13 protein-coding genes and 1 tRNA gene are annotated in these 15,718 nt (G+C 65.3%); all 14 read left to right on the top strand.

The annotated features are described in order from the left end of the window. Positions 1–143 precede the first annotated feature (143 nt). Positions 144–1,034: a UTP--glucose-1-phosphate uridylyltransferase gene (locus tag M2432_RS15865; RefSeq protein WP_280827920.1), complete on the top strand. Its 891-nt coding sequence runs from the start codon at positions 144–146 to the stop codon at positions 1,032–1,034. A gap of 53 nt (positions 1,035–1,087) precedes the next feature. Further along, positions 1,088–2,326: a gephyrin-like molybdotransferase Glp gene (gene glp, locus M2432_RS15860; RefSeq protein WP_280827780.1), complete on the top strand. Its 1,239-nt coding sequence runs from the start codon at positions 1,088–1,090 to the stop codon at positions 2,324–2,326. Between the two features lie 3 nt (positions 2,327–2,329). Continuing rightward, positions 2,330–2,983, top strand: a complete 654-nt coding sequence (locus M2432_RS15855) for a GNAT family protein (protein WP_280827779.1) — start codon at positions 2,330–2,332, stop codon at positions 2,981–2,983. Between the two features lie 193 nt (positions 2,984–3,176). Continuing rightward, a complete protein-coding gene (glpR, locus tag M2432_RS15850) occupies positions 3,177–4,448 on the top strand; it encodes a gephyrin-like molybdotransferase receptor GlpR (protein ID WP_280827778.1) in 1,272 nt (423 codons plus the stop codon). Between the two features lie 51 nt (positions 4,449–4,499). Further along, positions 4,500–4,572 (top strand) — tRNA-Ala (locus tag M2432_RS15845). 124 nt (positions 4,573–4,696) lie between these two features. Continuing rightward, the gene (locus M2432_RS15840) at positions 4,697–5,185 is read left to right on the top strand and encodes a hypothetical protein (RefSeq protein WP_280827777.1); all 489 of its coding nucleotides are present in this window, start codon (positions 4,697–4,699) and stop codon (positions 5,183–5,185) included. Then, entirely contained in the window at positions 5,148–5,582 is a 435-nt protein-coding gene (locus M2432_RS15835) for a site-specific integrase (RefSeq protein ID WP_280827776.1), read from the top strand. The genes M2432_RS15840 and M2432_RS15835 overlap by 38 nt, the downstream gene beginning before the upstream one ends. Positions 5,583–5,862: 280 nt before the next feature. Further along, positions 5,863–7,086, top strand: a complete 1,224-nt coding sequence (locus M2432_RS15830) for an alpha/beta hydrolase (protein ID WP_280827775.1) — start codon at positions 5,863–5,865, stop codon at positions 7,084–7,086. 124 nt (positions 7,087–7,210) lie between these two features. After that, complete coding sequence (locus M2432_RS15825; RefSeq protein WP_280827774.1) at positions 7,211–8,668, top strand: condensation domain-containing protein; 1,458 nt, start codon at positions 7,211–7,213, stop codon at positions 8,666–8,668. Between the two features lie 28 nt (positions 8,669–8,696). Next, entirely contained in the window at positions 8,697–10,043 is a 1,347-nt protein-coding gene (locus M2432_RS15820) for a hypothetical protein (protein WP_280827773.1), read from the top strand. 18 nt (positions 10,044–10,061) lie between these two features. After that, the gene (locus M2432_RS15815; protein ID WP_280827772.1) at positions 10,062–11,429 is read left to right on the top strand and encodes a hypothetical protein; all 1,368 of its coding nucleotides are present in this window, start codon (positions 10,062–10,064) and stop codon (positions 11,427–11,429) included. A gap of 29 nt (positions 11,430–11,458) precedes the next feature. Further along, complete coding sequence (locus M2432_RS15810; protein ID WP_280827771.1) at positions 11,459–12,865, top strand: wax ester/triacylglycerol synthase domain-containing protein; 1,407 nt, start codon at positions 11,459–11,461, stop codon at positions 12,863–12,865. A gap of 26 nt (positions 12,866–12,891) precedes the next feature. Then, positions 12,892–14,298 (top strand): wax ester/triacylglycerol synthase domain-containing protein, encoded by a 1,407-nt coding sequence (locus tag M2432_RS15805; protein WP_280827770.1) that lies wholly within the window; start codon positions 12,892–12,894, stop codon positions 14,296–14,298. Between the two features lie 29 nt (positions 14,299–14,327). After that, positions 14,328–15,713 (top strand): hypothetical protein, encoded by a 1,386-nt coding sequence (locus tag M2432_RS15800; RefSeq protein ID WP_280827769.1) that lies wholly within the window; start codon positions 14,328–14,330, stop codon positions 15,711–15,713. Positions 15,714–15,718 lie beyond the last annotated feature (5 nt).

Raw genomic sequence — 15,718 nt, 5'->3', positions numbered from 1 at the left:
TCTCATCTGTACGACCTACCGACCCTGAACCGTCGATGTCGTTAGTTCGCTGGATGCGTCTGCTCCTAATTTGCCCCTTGGCAGCAAGTGCCCCGCCGATTGCCATTATCGTGTGAGCAATGACGACACAGGCTCACGTGCCGATGCCGCGCACTGCGGTGGTCCCGGCAGCCGGTCTGGGCACGCGTTTTTTGCCCGCCACCAAGACTGTGCCCAAGGAGCTGTTGCCGGTCGTTGATACCCCGGGTATTGAGCTGGTCGCCGCTGAAGCCGCAGACGCAGGCGCAGAGCGACTGGTGATCATCACCTCGGAGGGCAAGGATGGCGTCGTCGCGCACTTTGTCGAGGACCTCATCCTTGAAGGCGAGCTCAAGGCCCGGGGCAAATTAGGGATGTTGGAGAAGGTGCGGCGGGCACCCGGCCTGATCAAGGTCGAGTCGGTGGTGCAGGACGAGCCGCTCGGACTGGGGCATGCGGTGGGCTGCGTCGAGTCGGTGCTGTCGCCTGGTGACGACGCGATCGCGGTGCTGCTGCCGGATGACCTGGTGTTGCCGACCGGCGTGCTGGAGACCATGTCGAAGGTCCGGGCTCGGCGTGGCGGCAGCGTGCTGTGCGCCATCGAAGTGCCCACGCACAAGATCAGTGCCTACGGCGTGTTCGACGTCGAGAAGGTCGCCAACGCCCTGAACCCAGATGTGTTGCGGGTCAAGGGCATGGTGGAAAAGCCCAAGGCCGAAGAGGCACCGTCGCCGTACGCCGCGGCAGGCCGCTACATCCTGGACCGGGCGATCTTCGATGCGTTGCGACGGGTCGAGCGTGGGGTCGGCGGTGAAGTCCAGCTGACCGATGCCATCGCTCTGCTGATCGCAGAAGGCCACCCGGTGCACGTGGTGGTGCACCGAGGCACCCGACACGACCTGGGAAATCCCGGCGGCTACCTCAAGGCTGCGGTTGACTTTGCGTTGGAACGTGACGACTACGGCCCGGAATTGCGGCAGTGGTTGGTCGAGCGATTGGGTCTTGCCGAGCGCTGAGTAGCAGCCGGGTGGACGGTATCGTCGGCCTGGATAATGCAGAAAGGCGAGCTGTGCGTTCGGTTGAGGAGCAGCAGGCTCGGGTTGCGGCTGCGGCGGTAGCGCCCAGGCCGGTGCGGGTGGCGATTGCCGAAGCGCAGGGCCTGATGTGTGCCGAAGAGGTGGTTACCGAGCGGCCATTGCCCGGTTTTGATCAGGCCGCCATCGACGGCTATGCGGTGCGCAGCGTCGATGTGCTCGGTGCGGATGCGGATGGCACCAGCACCATCAGCCTGCCGGTCGTCTCGGCGATAGCTGCCGGCGAGCGCACCCCGACCCGGTTGCAGCCGCGCCAGGCAGCGCGGGTGCAGACCGGTGCGCCGATGCCGACGCTGGCCGATGCGGTCCTCCCGCTGCGCTGGACCGACGGTGGCGACTCACGGGTCCGGGTCTTGCGTGGTGTGCGCTCCGGGGCCTATGTCCGCCGCACCGGCGATGACGTGCAACCCGGGGATGTCGCGGTGCGGGCCGGGACCATCATCGGCCCGGCGCAGGTCGGGCTGCTGGCGGCGGTGGGCCGCGAGCGGGTGCTGGCGCATCCGCAGCCACGACTGTCGGTGATCTCTGTTGGCGGTGAACTGGTCGACATCTCGCGTACTCCCGGCAATGGGCAGGTGTACGACGTCAACTCATATGCGTTGGCCGCCGCGGGGCGTGACGCCGGCGCCGAGGTGAACCGCGTCGGCATTGTGGACACCGACCCGAAGACGCTGCGTGACGTAGTGGAAGGCCAGCTGAACCGGGCCGAGATCGTGGTGATCGCCGGTGCGGTCGGTGGGGCTGCGGCCGAGAGCGTGCGAACCGTGCTGTCCGAGCTGGGAGAGATGGAAGTTGCCCGGATCGCGATGCATCCTGGCTCGGTGCAGGGTTTCGGCCAGTTGGGTCGTGACGGAGTTCCGGTGTTTCTGCTGCCGGCCAACCCGGTCAGCGCATTGGTGGTATTCGAGGTGATGGTGCGGCCATTGATCCGGATGTCATTGGGCAAGCGGCAGCCCATGCGGCGCGTGGTGCCGGCTCGCACACTGTCACCGATCTCATCGGTGGTGGGCCGCAAGGGTTTTCTGCGCGGACAGCTTTTGCGCGACCAGGACACCGGCGAGTATCTGGTGCAAGCGCTTGGCGGAGCGCCGGGCGCATCGCACCTGTTGGCGACCTTGGCCGAGGCGAACTGCCTGGTCATGGTGCCGTCGGAGGCCGAGCAGATTCGCACCGGCGAGATGGTCGATGTCGCGTTTCTTGCACAGCGCGGCTGAGCCGTGAACCTGCTGCGTTCGAGTGCCTTGCACCCGGGTTGGCCGATGTCGGTTGGGCGGGTTCGCGTGCGTGCCGGGGTGGTCCGACTGCGTCCGGTGCGACTGCGCGACGGCGCGGTGTGGAGCCGGATCCGGTTGGCCGACCGATCCCACCTGGAGCCCTGGGAACCCGCTGGTGAAATGGATTGGCCTGCGCGCCACTCGGTTTCAGCGTGGCCGTCGCTGTGCTCCGGACTACGGGCCGAGGCGCGTAAGGGGCGGATGCTGCCTTATGTGATCGAGGTCGACGGTAACTTCTGCGGGCAGTTGACCATTGGCAACGTGACGCATGGCGCGCTGCGGTCGGCCTGGATCGGGTATTGGGTGGCCAGCAGGTTCAACGGCGGTGGCATTGCGACGGCCGCCTTGGCACTCGGGGTTGACCACGGATTCGGCCCGGTGGGGTTGCATCGGATCGAAGCGACGGTGCGCCCGGAGAATGGGGCGAGTCGGGCCGTATTGGCGCACGTGGGCTTTCGCGAAGAGGGTCTGCTGCGTCGTTATCTGGAGGTCGACGGGGCGTGGCGGGACCACCTACTGGTGGCCATGACCATCGAGGAGATGGCCACATCGGCGACATCGGCTCTGGTGAGGAACGGTCGCGCGGCCTGGGTCTGAGCGATTTGGGCGCCTTCCGTCACGGTCAGCGTGACATACCGCGCCGAAATCGCAGTGAGTCCGTGTTGCAGATGTGACATGTGTGACTGATGTGCTTGTAAGTGATGAATTACAGGTGTGTAATTGACCTTGGCGCGTCGGCTTCGGATGCGCTGGTCACGGACCTAATCTGGAGGGGAAAGGAGCCGGCACCATGCCAAGCATCCCCCAGTCCCTGCTGTGGATCTCCCTCGTTGTGTTGTGGCTGTTTGTGCTTGTACCGATGTTGATCAGCAAGCGCGACAACGTCCGCCGTACGAGCGATGTGGCGCTGGCAACGCGAGTGTTGAACACCGGCGGTAACCGCCTGCGGCGCCGCAGTGGCCCGGCTGCCGGTCACTACAGCGACCCCAACTGGCGCCGGGACGACGACCTCGCCGAATTCGAGCACGACTACGCCCGGAGTGAGGCGATGACGGACTCGATTCCGGTGGCTGACCCGGAAGCTGACTCACCACGATCGGTGGTGCTTGTTGAGCCGGTCGAGGTGGTTGCGGAGTCCAAATATCTCGACGTCGAGGTTGTCGAGATGGATTCCGGTGCGTTGCCGGTCGGCTCCTCGGGTGTTTCGGACGTGGATGACTCGGATGCTGAGGTTGCGGGTCGTGTTGCAGACGCGGAAACCGACCGTCAGCCAACGCTTTTCGACGCGGTGGCCACGCCGACGGCGGCGATCCGGACCATCGCGGAAGCGGACTTCGCGCCGGAGCCCTTGGCCGACGACACGGTTGCGGAAGCGGCGGTTCCAGAAGCGCCGGTTGCGCACGAGGCTGGCTCGGAACAGTTCGATCCGGAGCCGTCAACATTTGTTGACGAGGCCGCCACCGAGGCAATTGCGGACGAGGCCGCCACGGAAGCTCCCGAGGCCGCTCCCGAAGCGGAAGCCTCGCAGGAAACCGAGGACGGCACCGAGTACGACTACGAGTACGTCGATGACACATCGGGCGTGGAGGCAGCGGCGGAGGCCGAGCCCGAGACGGCCGAGTCGATGGCCGATACGCGCCGGCACCGCTACGAGTCCAAGGCCGCGATCGCTGCCGCCGAACGCAAGTACCGGTTCCGCAGCCGAATGCTGTCCACCATGGGTTTGGCCATCCTGTTCACCGGCATCGCCGCCTTCTCGCTTACGCCCACCATGTGGTGGGTGTGCGGCGGGGTTGTCATAATGACCGTGCTGTACCTGGCCTACCTTCGGCGTCAGACCCGGATCGAAGAGCAACTGCGGCGCCGTCGGGCTCAGCGGATGATGCGCTCGCGGCATGGCGTGGAGAACACTCAGGACGAGGAATTCGACGTCGTCCCGTCCCGGCTGCGCCGCCCGGGTGCCGTCGTCCTGGACATCGACGACGAGGACCCGACTTTCGAGCACCTCGAATACGCGAGCATGGCGCAGGCATATGACCTGCCGCGGGCGTCAGGTCAGTAGCTCGGTTTTCCAGTGGCAGACCGGTACTGGTAGCCTGTGCATCCGGTACAAGGGGCTATGGCGCAGTTGGTAGCGCGACTCGTTCGCATCGAGTAGGTCAGGGGTTCGATTCCCCTTAGCTCCACTGAGTTTGGGCAGTTCAGATGGGCTTTTTAAAGTTGCGTCGGGATCGACGCAACAGATCACGTAACATCGAGGGCTGTGGCAAGCGTCCACGCCCAAAAAACCGTTTAGGAAACACCTATCGCGTGCTGTGGCGCCAGGACGGCCGCCAGCGCTCGCTGACCTTCGAGAACCTGCCTGCAGCAGAACGATTCAAGACACTGCTGCAAGACCACGGCTCCGACGAGGCGCTGCGCATCATCGAGCTCGACGAGATTGGGCGTCACGTCCCGTCGGTCACCGAGTGGCTCTACACCCACATCGACAACCTCACCGGCGTGCAGCCGGCGACTCTCGGGCGTTACCGCACCTACGTCGTGCGCGATATCGACCCGGGTGTTCGGCTCGATGCCGGTAACTGCGGTGACGGAGACGACGATCGCGCGCTGGGTCAAGCAGCTCGGTGGCAGCGGAAAGACCATCGCCAACAAGCACGGGTTTCTGTCGGGCGCCTTGAACACCGCGGTAAGGGCTGGAGTGCTGTCGTCCAACCCGTGCCAGGGTCGCCGCTTGCCACACACCCGGGTGGAGGAGACGGTGTTTCTCACCCCGGACGAGTTTCGCCTTGTGCGTGACCACATCGAGCGCGAACGCTGGAAGAATCTGGCCACCTGGTTGGTAACTACTGGCATGCGGTTCTCGGAAGCTACCGCGCTAACCTCGGCTGACATCGACTTCGATGCCAAGACCTGTCGAATCAATAAGGCCTGGAAGTACTCCGGTGATTACCGGCCAGAGATCGGTCCACCGAAGACTAAGAAATCTATACGCACTATCAGCCTGCCGCCCGTCGCCCTGGACGTCATCGACATCACCTTGCCGGGCTTTGTGTTCACCAATGGCGCGGGCAATCCCGTTCGCGCACAAGAATTCTTCGATGGCGGCTGGAAGCCTGGCCGTGACAGCGCCATAAAGGCAGGATTGATGAAGTCACCGCGCGTGCACGATCTCCGTCATACCTGCGCATCGTAGATGATCCAGGCCGGCGTGCCCTTGCCGGTGACCCCCGGACCCGGCGCGCGCCACACGGGCACTGGGTTGCCGGAATTCCTGTCTGCGACGCTTCCGCCCGGAAGGTATTCCCTTCGGAATCGTAGGCGATCACCTGACGCTGTCATCTCGGCCCGCGTAGGGGTGCCAGCACCACCAGTCAAATTGGCATGCCTGCCGGATCGTGATCGAGACTGCTTCGGCCCAATCTGTTCTTGACACGGTGACGCCACGTCCCGGGGATCTCGCAGGAGGGCAAGAAATGACCAGTCTCGCAGCATGGACGTCGACCGACGGTGGTGGGGACGAATCCGCCGAACACGAAGCCGCGCGCCTCGTCCACGAGGCGGAAACGGCGCTGCACGATGCACGCGAATCCGGGGTCGATGCGTGGAGCGCATCCGCCGCTGAACACGGCGGCGATCGCTTGTCTTGGGCAGGCTGCCAGATTCAACAGGCCCAACAACATCACCCATTCATGAGACTGACCTACCGCCGCGATCGCACCAGAATTCAGAGTGGTGGCATCACGCGGACGGTAACAACTAGCGACGGCGTGTCATTGTCAGTGCGCGAGTACGGATCTCGCGATCCCGCCCATACCGTTGTCCTGCTGCACGGGCTCTGCTTGGCCAAAGGCTCCTGGACCATCCCGATCGATCACCTGCTCCATCAATACGGCGACAGCATCCGGATCATCAGCTACGACCACCGTGGCCACGGCGACTCTGCGGCTGCACCGATGCACACCTACCACATCGATCGACTCGCTGCCGATCTCGCCGACCTGCTCGCAGCCCTCGGCGTCGCAGGCCCGCTTACCCTTGCCGGACATTCCATGGGCGGCATGGTGGCCCTGGCCTACCTGGGTCGACCCGCCGACCAGCGGCCGGTCCAACCCGATGGGCTTATCCTCGTCGCCACCGCGGCGGGCAAACTCACCGGGCGCGGCCTGGGCCGGCTTCTGGCTACCCCCGCTACAGACGTCCTCTATGAACTGGCCCGGCATGTGCCCCGCGCCGCAGAACGCGCTTTCCGGGCCCTTGCCCGGCCGGCATGCGGGGTCCTTGTCAGAATTGGCGGATACGGTACGGCGAGCTGGGACGTACGCGTGGCTATGTCGGTGGCGACCATCAATGCCACTCCGGTTGCGACGAAAGCCGGCTTTCTGCGCGCTTTACGCGACTACGACCAGTATCAGACTCTGAGTTCCATCACCGCCGCGACAGTGGTCATCAGCGGTGGCGCGGACAGGCTCACCCCGCCATCGCATGCCCACGACCTTGCCGTCGGTATCCCGGGGGCCGTGCGGGTGCACCGGCCCGCCGCCAGCCACATGCTCTTGGATGAGGCACCGCACGAAATCAGCAACGCCATCGTCGACGTCATCGGTGGGGGCAGGACAGGCGCAATGAGACGCCGTGTCATGTGCAACCACGCCAAACCGATTTCGCGCCAACCGCTCTCATCCCGGGAAGCCTGCTAGATGCCTGGGCGTCACCGCTGACGCATCCAATTCGATAGCGCGACAAGTCATTCGCAGACAGTCGTGCCGCCACTCCCGCGCCGCGTAGATCAACGTCGGCCTCGCACAGACAAGGATTGAGAAAATGGTCGCATTGGGCCACATCAACCGATGGCAACCGCCAAACGGTCCAGTTACCACCTGGACGGCCTCACCCGCGGCACGCGAAGCGGCTCGGAATGCGTGGCGAAGTGATCTACCACCGAGTTATCAACAGGCTCAACACCTCTGGACCGCGTACGAAGGCAAGGCGATGGGCCGGCGGCAACCCCGCCTAATGGTCGTGGTGTGGGACATTCCCGGGGTATGTGACATTGCGACGATGACGGCAGCAATCACCACGCATGTCCGTCGTCACGACACATACCACAATTGGTTCGAATTCGAAAACGACGTCATTGTCCGACGCACGATCGACAACCCCGATGTCATCGACTTCGTGCCTGTGGAATTCGGACACATGAGCGCCCGACAAATACGCACGCACGCCTTGACGACGACGCCGGAGACGCTCGAGTGGGACTGCTTCACATTCGGTATCGTGCAGCACACCGACTACTTCACGTTCTACACCAGTGTCGACCATCTCCACATCGACGGCATGTCCGCCGCCCTGATCTTCCTCGACGTCAACCTGATGTATCAATGCCTGCTGCAGGACGTGCATCGGCAGCGGCCCACCACGCTTCCGCCGGCCGGCAGCTACCACGACTACACCGTGCGCCAGCGCGAGCATGCGGCGAGCTTGACCCCGTCGTCCGCGGAGATCAAGGACTGGATGAAGTTCGCGCGCGACACTGACGGCGACTGGCCGCGCTTCCCGCTGCCCCTCGGCGACAAGTGGGCCAGCGGCAAAGGCGACTTTGTGACGGTCGAGTTGTTGGACGCCGCCGAGACGGAGTGTTTCGAAACCGCCTGCCGTGCTGCCGGTGCACGGTTCAGCGGCGGAGTTCTGGCGTGCGCAGCTCTGGCCGATCACGCGTTGACCGGCAGGGAGACCTATCGCGGATTCACCCCGTACGACACTCGGACATCGGGCATTGACACCATGACTGTGGGTTGGTTCGCCAGCCTGTTTCCGGTCACCGTGCCCATCGGCAAAGGCTCGTTTGCCGAAGCGGCCCGGGCAGCGCAGAAATCATTCGACGAAGCCAAGCACCTTGCCCGCGTGCCGATGGACCGGGCAATGGAGTTGGCGACACCGGATCAACTGGGAATCAAGCAGCTCGCGCGTCCGGCGATGATGGTGTCCTTCCTGGATTTCCGCAAAATACCCGTCGCCGCACTGTTTGAACAGGCCAATTTCGGCACCTACGGCGACAACCTCTCGCACGGCGGGATCAACATGTGGATCAACCGACAGGCCGACAAAACCACGGTGACGATCTCCTTTCCGGATAACGCGAAAGCGCATAGATCGGTGCATCGCTACATCGCAGTGCTGACCCAAGCGTTCGCACGCGCTGTCAAGAACACCTCGGGCTGGGTGGATGCCCTTGCAGAACAAGCGAATTCGTCCGAAATATACGACCTGACAGCTTAGGCAGCGACGAGAAACGGATCTTGGGAAAATGAACAACGTACTCGATCTGGTCGACCACACCTTCTTTCGCGTCGAGAGAGCGGCCGGAGTCACCAACGTGATTCAGTGTGTCTGGGTGTATGACCGCCCGGTCGGCATCGACGGTCTGCGGCGGTTTCATCACCATCTGCAGCGGGGGCGGTTATCCCGCCGCATCGAACGCTCACACTTGCCGTTCGGACGCCATCGCTGGGTCTCGGCCAGCGATGAGTCCGACCTCGAAATCATTGAGCAGCCTTGGCCGCGTGGGGAATTCGATGGCTGGCTGGGCGAGCAGGCCAACATCCCCTTGGATGCCGAGAATGGACCCGGATGGCACCTCGCGACGCTTCCCTTCACCGACGGCGGCGGGGGGGTCAGCTTGGTCGCCTCACATTGCCTCACCGACGCCGTCGGGTTGTGCGAGGCGTTGGCGGACGCGGCTTGCGGCCACGACAACCCGATCGCCTGGCCCGCTGCCGGATCCCGTCCACGGTGGCGGGCCCTGCGCGAAGACGTCCGCCAAACCGTAAGCGACATTCCCGGCATCGCCCGGGCCGCCGGCGCCGCCGCACAATTCGTCTGGCGTCACCACGGCAGCGCCGAATCTGCCAGCCCGGCGCCTGCCCCGACCGCCGGAGCCGACGAAAGCGTCACGTTCCCAACGGCAACGATCTTCGTCGATGCTGACAAGTGGGACGCCCGCGCAGAGTCTCTCGGAGGGACGAGCAACACGCTGTTCGCGGCACTGGCAGCCCGCCTCGCCCAGCGAGTGGGACGAGTCGCCACAGATGGTTCAGTCACCCTGACGATGGCCATCAACCAGCGCACCGTTGGCGACACCCGCGCCAACGCCATCACGAATGCAGACTTCACGGTCGACCCTGCGCCCGCGACGACGGGCCTAAGCGAGATCCGGGGTGCGATCAAGCAAGCGCTGATCCGCTCTCAGGAGGAGCCCGACGAACGGTGGACACTGCTACCCCTGGTTCCCCTGGTGCCGGAGCGGCTCGGCAAGCGATGGGTCGGCGCGGCCACCAACAGTGCGACCAGCGTGGGCTCATCCAACATCGGTGCGGTCAACCCGGCCGTCAACCGGCCAGACGGCACCGAGGCCGACCGCTTCGTCATGAGGTCCCTGAGTGCTCGCATGACCAGGACGATGATGCACCAGCTCGGCGGGCTGCTGTCCCTGCTCTCAGGAAAAGCCCACGGCCGGGTCTTCGTCTCCGTCGTCGCGTATCAGCCGGACCGTCCCAACTCGACCGACGAACTGCAACAGCATATTTCGAGCGTTCTGAGCGAATTCTCGCTCACCGCCACGACCGGCTGGCCGTGCCCTGAGCCAGCCAATTAACACAAAGGACCTAAGAAGATGAGCAACGTACTTGATTTGGTCGACCAGACCTTCTTTCGCCTCGAGCAGGCGGCCGGAGTCGGTCAGTGCGTCTGGGTGTATAATCGCCCGGTCGACATCGACGGTCTGCGCCGGTTCCATCAGCACTTGCAGCACGGGCGGTTGGCTCGTCGCATCGAACGCTCAGCCTTGCCGTTCGGCCGGCATCGCTGGGTCGCGCCCCGCGATCAGCGCGAGCTCGAGATCGCGACGCCTCGGCCCCGCGAGGAATTCGACGCCTGGCTGGGCGAGCAGGCCAACATCCGCCTGGATGCCGAGCACGGACCCGGATGGCACCTCGCGACGCTGCCCTTCACCGACGGCGGCGCCGGGGTGAGCTTCGTCGTTACGCATTGCCTCACCGACGGTGTCGGGGGGTGCTTGGCGCTGGTGGAAGCGGCTTGCGGCTATGACCACACCATCAACTTGCCCGCTGCCGGATCACGCCCGCGGTGGCGGGCCCTGCGCGAGGACGCCCGCCAAACCGCGCGCGATATCCCAGGTATCCGTCGAGCCCTGGTCGCCGCAGCGGCCGCGGCACGATCCGCTCGGCGTCACCACGGCAGCGCCTCCAACCCGGCGCCTGCGCCGATCGCCGGAGCCGACGAACTCGTCACGCTCCCAGCGGCAGCGTTCTTTCTCGATGCCGACGAGTGGGACGCCCGCGCGCAATCACTCGGGGGGACCAGCAACACGCTGCTCGCGGGATTGGCGGCCCGCCTGGCCCAACGAGTGGGACGGGTGGGCGTAGACGGCTCTGTCGCCTTGGCGATACCCGTCAACGAGCGAACCGCCGACGATACCCGCGCCAACGCCGTCACGATGGTCGACATCACCGTCGACCCTGCACCCGCCACGACGGACCTGCGCGAGATCCGGGCCGCAACCAAGCGAGCGCTGATCCGGCACCGCGAGGTGCCCGACGAACGGCAAACACTACTGCCCCTCATTCCCCTGGTGCCTCAGCGGATGATCAAGCGAATGGTCGGCGTGGCCACCGGCGGTGCGACCAACGTGGTTGTCTCATCCAACATCGGTGCGGCCCCCCCGGCCGTCAATCGGCCAGACGGCACAGACGCCGACCACGTTGCCCTGCTGTCTCGTTACCCGGACCTGACCAAGACGATGACGCGGCAGCTCGGCGGACTCATGGTGGTGCACTCCGCATGCGTGGAGAGGCAGGTCTTCGTCTCGATCCTCGCGTATCAGCCGGGTCGTCTCACCTCGAATGACGAATTGCAACAGCATGTTTCGCGGGTTCTGAGCGACTTCTCGCTCACCGCCACCATGGGCTGGCCATGCTCTGAGCCAGTCGGCGGGGGCGCAGTAGGCGACCCGACCATCTAGCCAAGCGACACGAAAAGGACCTTACGAAAATGAGCAACGTACTCGATCTGTACGACCAGGCTTACTTGAGCTTCGAGCGCGCGGCCGGAGTCACCTGCGTGTTGCAGTGCGTGTGGGTGTACAACCATGCGATCGACATCGACGGTGTGCGGCGGTTCCATCGCCAACTCCGGCAGGGGCGGTTATCTCGTCGCATCGAACGCTCACCCTTGCCGTTCGGCCGCCATCGCTGGGTCTCGCCCAGCAGTCTGTCCGACCTCGAGATCGTCGAGAGGCCCAGCGCACGCGACGAATTCGACTCTTGGCTCAGCGAGCAGGCCAACACCCCGCTGGATGCCGAGCACGGACCCGGATGGCATCTCGCGGTGCTGCCGTTCACCGACGGCGGCGCCGGGGTGAGCTTGGTCATCTCACATTGCCTGACCGACGGCGTCGGGCTGTGCGAGGCGTTGACGGAAGCCGCTTCCGGGCGCCAAAACCCGATCAACTGGCCTGCTGCCGCGTCACGCCGGCAGTGGCAAGCACTGCACGAGGACGCCCGCCAAACCGCGCGCGACATCCCCGGCATCGGCCGCGCCGTCGTCGCCGCAGCACAATTCGCCCACCGCCATCGCGGGCGTGCCGGATCTCCCGCGGCGCCACCTACCGCGCCACCTGCGCCGGCCGCCGGAGCCGACGAACGTGTCACTCTGTCAAGGGCGACGATTTTTCTCGATGCTGATGAGTGGGACACCCGTGCACACTCGCTCGGAGGGACCAGCAACACCCTGCTCGCGGGATTGGCGGCCCGCCTTGCCCAGCAAGTAGGAAGGGTCACCGCGGACGGCATGGCGACTCCGTCGATACCCGTCAACGAGCGCACGGCCGACGATACCCGCGCCAACGCCATCACGAATGTCGACATCACCGTCGACCCTGCGAACGCGGCGACGGACCTGCGCGAGATCCGGGCCGCAACCAAGCAAGCTCTGATCCGGCACCGGGAGGTGCCCGACGAACGATGGGCACTGCTGCCCCTCCTTCCTGTGCTGCCGCAGCGGGTGGTCAGGCGATTGGTCGGCGTGGCCACCGGCGGTACGACCAACGTCGTGTCATCTAACCTCGGTGCGGTCGACCCGGCCGCCCACCGGCCAGACGGCACAGACGCCGACTCCTTCGCCATGAAGTCTCTCTACCCGGGTGTGACCAAGGCGATAATGCACCGCACCGGCGGAGTTTTGGCGTTGCTCTCGGGAAGGGTGGGCCGACAGGTTTTCGTCTCGGTCCTTGCGTATCAACCGGACCGTCCCAACTCGAATGACGGCCTGTGGCGCGACCTCTCAGGCGTTCTGTGCGACTTCTCGCTCACCGCCACGACAGGCTGGCCATGCCCCGTACCAGCGGATGCGGTTGATGTGCAAGTGGATTCGATTGAGCTGGCCGACCTGACGGCGTAGGCAACGGACAAGACAGGACCTTGGAAATGAGCAACGTACTCGATCTTTTTGATCAGACCGTGTTTCTCGGCGAGCGAGCCACCGGAGCCACCAACCTGCTGCAGTGCGTCTGGACATACAGCCGCGCAGTCGACATCGACGGTCTGCACCAGTTCCATCGGCATCTGCCGGCCAGCCGGTTATCCCGCCGCGTCGAACACTCACCCTTGCCGTTCGGCCGCCATCGCTGGGTCTCGTCCAGCGGTCAGTCCGACCTCGAGGTCGTCGCGACGCCGCGCCCGCGCGACGAATTCGACGCCTGGCTGGGCGAGCAGGCCAACACCCCGCTCGATGCCGAGCACGGACCCGGATGGCATCTTGCCGTGCTGCCGTTCACCGACGGCGGCGCGGGCGTGAGCTTCGTCATCTCACATTGCCTGACCGACGGCGTCGGGCTGTGCGAGGCACTGGCGGACGCGGCAATCGGGCGCCGCGACCCGATCAGCTGGCCGGCTGCCGGGGCACGCCGGTGGTGGCACGCCGTGGGGGAGGACACCCGTCAATTCGCGGCCGACATCCCCGGCATTGGCCGTGCCATCGTCGCCGCGACGCGATTTGCCCACCGTCGCCGCGGCGGTGCCGGATCAGCCGCGGCGCCGGTTTCTCGGCCGCCAGCGCCGTCCGGCCGGGCCGACGAACGGATCGATCTCCCAACCGCGACGATCTTCGTCGATGCCGATGAGTGGGACGCCCGGGCAGAATCGCTCGGAGGCACCAGCAACACCCTGCTCGCCGGATTGGCGGCCCTCCTCGCCCAGCGAGTAGGGCGAATCGCCGCAGACGGCTCGGTCGCTTTGACGTTGCCCGTCAGCGAGCGCACCGCCGGCGATACCCGCGCCAATGCCATCACGAATGTCGACTTCACGGTCGACCCCTCACCCGCGGCGACCGACCTGACCGAGATCCGGGCGGCCACCAAGCACGCGCTGATCCGCTCTCACGAGCAGACCAATGAACGGTTCAAATTGTTGCAACTCGCTCCTCTGTTGCCGCAGTGGCTGGTCAGGCGATGCGTCGGCGTTTCCGCCAACGGTGCGAGCGGCGTCGTCTCATCCAACCTCGGTGCGGTGGAACCTGCTGTCCACCGGCCAGACGGAACAAGCGCCGACCACTTCGTCATGAAGCCGCTCGGCCCGGGTGTGACCAAGGCGGTCATGCACCGGCTGGGCGGGTTGCTGGTGTTGCTGTCGGGAAGAACGCATGGACAGGTCTTTGTTTCGGTCCTGGCGTATCAGCCCGGGCGCGCCAACTCGAATGACCGCCTGCGACAGGACCTTTCGAGCACTCTGAGCGACTTCTCGCTCACCGCCAGCACGGCCTGGTCATGCCCAGGATCAGCGGACGTGGTTGTCGAGCAGGCGATTTCATCCGAGCGGTATGACCTGACAGCGTAGGCAAGAGACCAGAAATGGACCTTGGGAAAATGACCAACGTAGTCGACCTGATCGACCAGAGCGCGTTTCTCGGCGAGCGAGCGACCGGAGCCACCAACCTGCTGCAGTGCGTCTGGGTGTACAACCGCGCGATCGACATCGATGGTCTGGGGCAGTTTCATCAGCATCTGCAGCGGGGTCGGCTGTCCCGCCGCGTCGAGCGCTCACCCTTGCCGTTCGGCCGGCATCGCTGGGTCTCGCCCAGCGGTCAGTCCGACCTCGAGGTCGTCGCGACGCCGCGCCCGCGCCAAGCATTCGACGCCTGGCTGGGCGAGCAGGCCAACACCCCGCTCGATGCCGAGCACGGACCCGGATGGCACCTCGCGGTGCTGCCGTTCACCGACGGCGGCACAGGGGTGAGCTTCGTTATCTCACACACCCTCATCGACGGCGTCGGGCTGTGCGAGGCGTTGACGGACGCGGCAACCGGGCGCCGCGACCCGATCGGGTGGCCTGCTGCCGCGTCACGCCGGCGGTGGCAAGCACTGCGCGAGGACACCCGCCAATTCGCGGACGACGTCGCCGCTATCGGCCGAGCCGTCGTCGCCGCCGCGCGATTCGCGAGGTCTAATCTCGGCGATGCCGGATCCGGCACCCCGCTACCCGGCGCGTTGCGTTCACCGGTCGTCGGACCTAATGAACGCGTCGCTCTTGCAAAGGCAACGATCTTCGTAGACGCCGACGAGTGGGACGCCCGCGCACACTCACTCGGGGGGACCAGCAACGCGCTACTCGCGGGATTGGCGGCCGGCCTCGCTCAGCGAGTGGGACGGATCGCCGGGGACGGCTTCGCCACCTTGGCGATCCCCGTTAACGAGCGTGCGGACGGCGATACCCGCGCCAACGCCATCACAGCCGTCGACATCGTGGTCGACCCTGCAGTTGCGACAACGGATCTGCGCGAGATCCGGGCCGCAATCAAGCAAGCGCTGATCCGCCGTCAAGAGGTCCCCGACGAACGATTGGCACTGCTGCCGCTGGCCCCGCTGTTGCCGCCATGGCTCATCAGGCGAATGGCAAGCGTGGCCCTCGGCGGCGCGACGACCAGCGGATCATCCAACCTCGGTGTGGTCAACCCGGCCGCCAACCGGCCAGACGGCACCGATGCCGACCACTTCGCCATGAAGTCTCTCTTCGCGGGGGCGACCGAGGCGACGATCCAGCAGACCGGCGGATTGCTGGGATTGCTCTCGGGAAGAGTGCACGGACAGGTCTTCGTATCAGTCGCTGCGTATCAGCCGGGCCGCCCCAACTCGAATGACACGTTGCAGCAGCATATTTCGAGCGTGCTGAGTGACTTCTCGCTTACGGCGACGATCGGCTGGCCATGCCCTGAGCCGCCGCTCCTGCTTACCCACGCTCGACACACCAAATGAAGGGT

It is taken from the genome of Mycobacterium sp. OTB74 (genome assembly GCF_029892685.1).
Taxonomy (GTDB): Bacteria; Actinomycetota; Actinomycetes; order Mycobacteriales; family Mycobacteriaceae; genus Mycobacterium.
This window is presented reverse-complemented; position numbering and strand designations above follow the sequence as displayed.

Coding starts and splice junctions, on each gene's coding strand:
- M2432_RS15805 (WP_280827770.1), top strand. CDS start 12,892: ATGAGCAACGTACTCGATCTTTTTGATCAGACCGTGTTTCTCGGCGAG.
- M2432_RS15820 (WP_280827773.1), top strand. CDS start 8,697: ATGAACAACGTACTCGATCTGGTCGACCACACCTTCTTTCGCGTCGAG.
- M2432_RS15830 (WP_280827775.1), top strand. CDS start 5,863: ATGACCAGTCTCGCAGCATGGACGTCGACCGACGGTGGTGGGGACGAA.
- M2432_RS15815 (WP_280827772.1), top strand. CDS start 10,062: ATGAGCAACGTACTTGATTTGGTCGACCAGACCTTCTTTCGCCTCGAG.
- M2432_RS15810 (WP_280827771.1), top strand. CDS start 11,459: ATGAGCAACGTACTCGATCTGTACGACCAGGCTTACTTGAGCTTCGAG.
- glpR (WP_280827778.1), top strand. CDS start 3,177: ATGCCAAGCATCCCCCAGTCCCTGCTGTGGATCTCCCTCGTTGTGTTG.
- M2432_RS15800 (WP_280827769.1), top strand. CDS start 14,328: ATGACCAACGTAGTCGACCTGATCGACCAGAGCGCGTTTCTCGGCGAG.
- M2432_RS15865 (WP_280827920.1), top strand. CDS start 144: ATGCCGCGCACTGCGGTGGTCCCGGCAGCCGGTCTGGGCACGCGTTTT.
- M2432_RS15825 (WP_280827774.1), top strand. CDS start 7,211: ATGGTCGCATTGGGCCACATCAACCGATGGCAACCGCCAAACGGTCCA.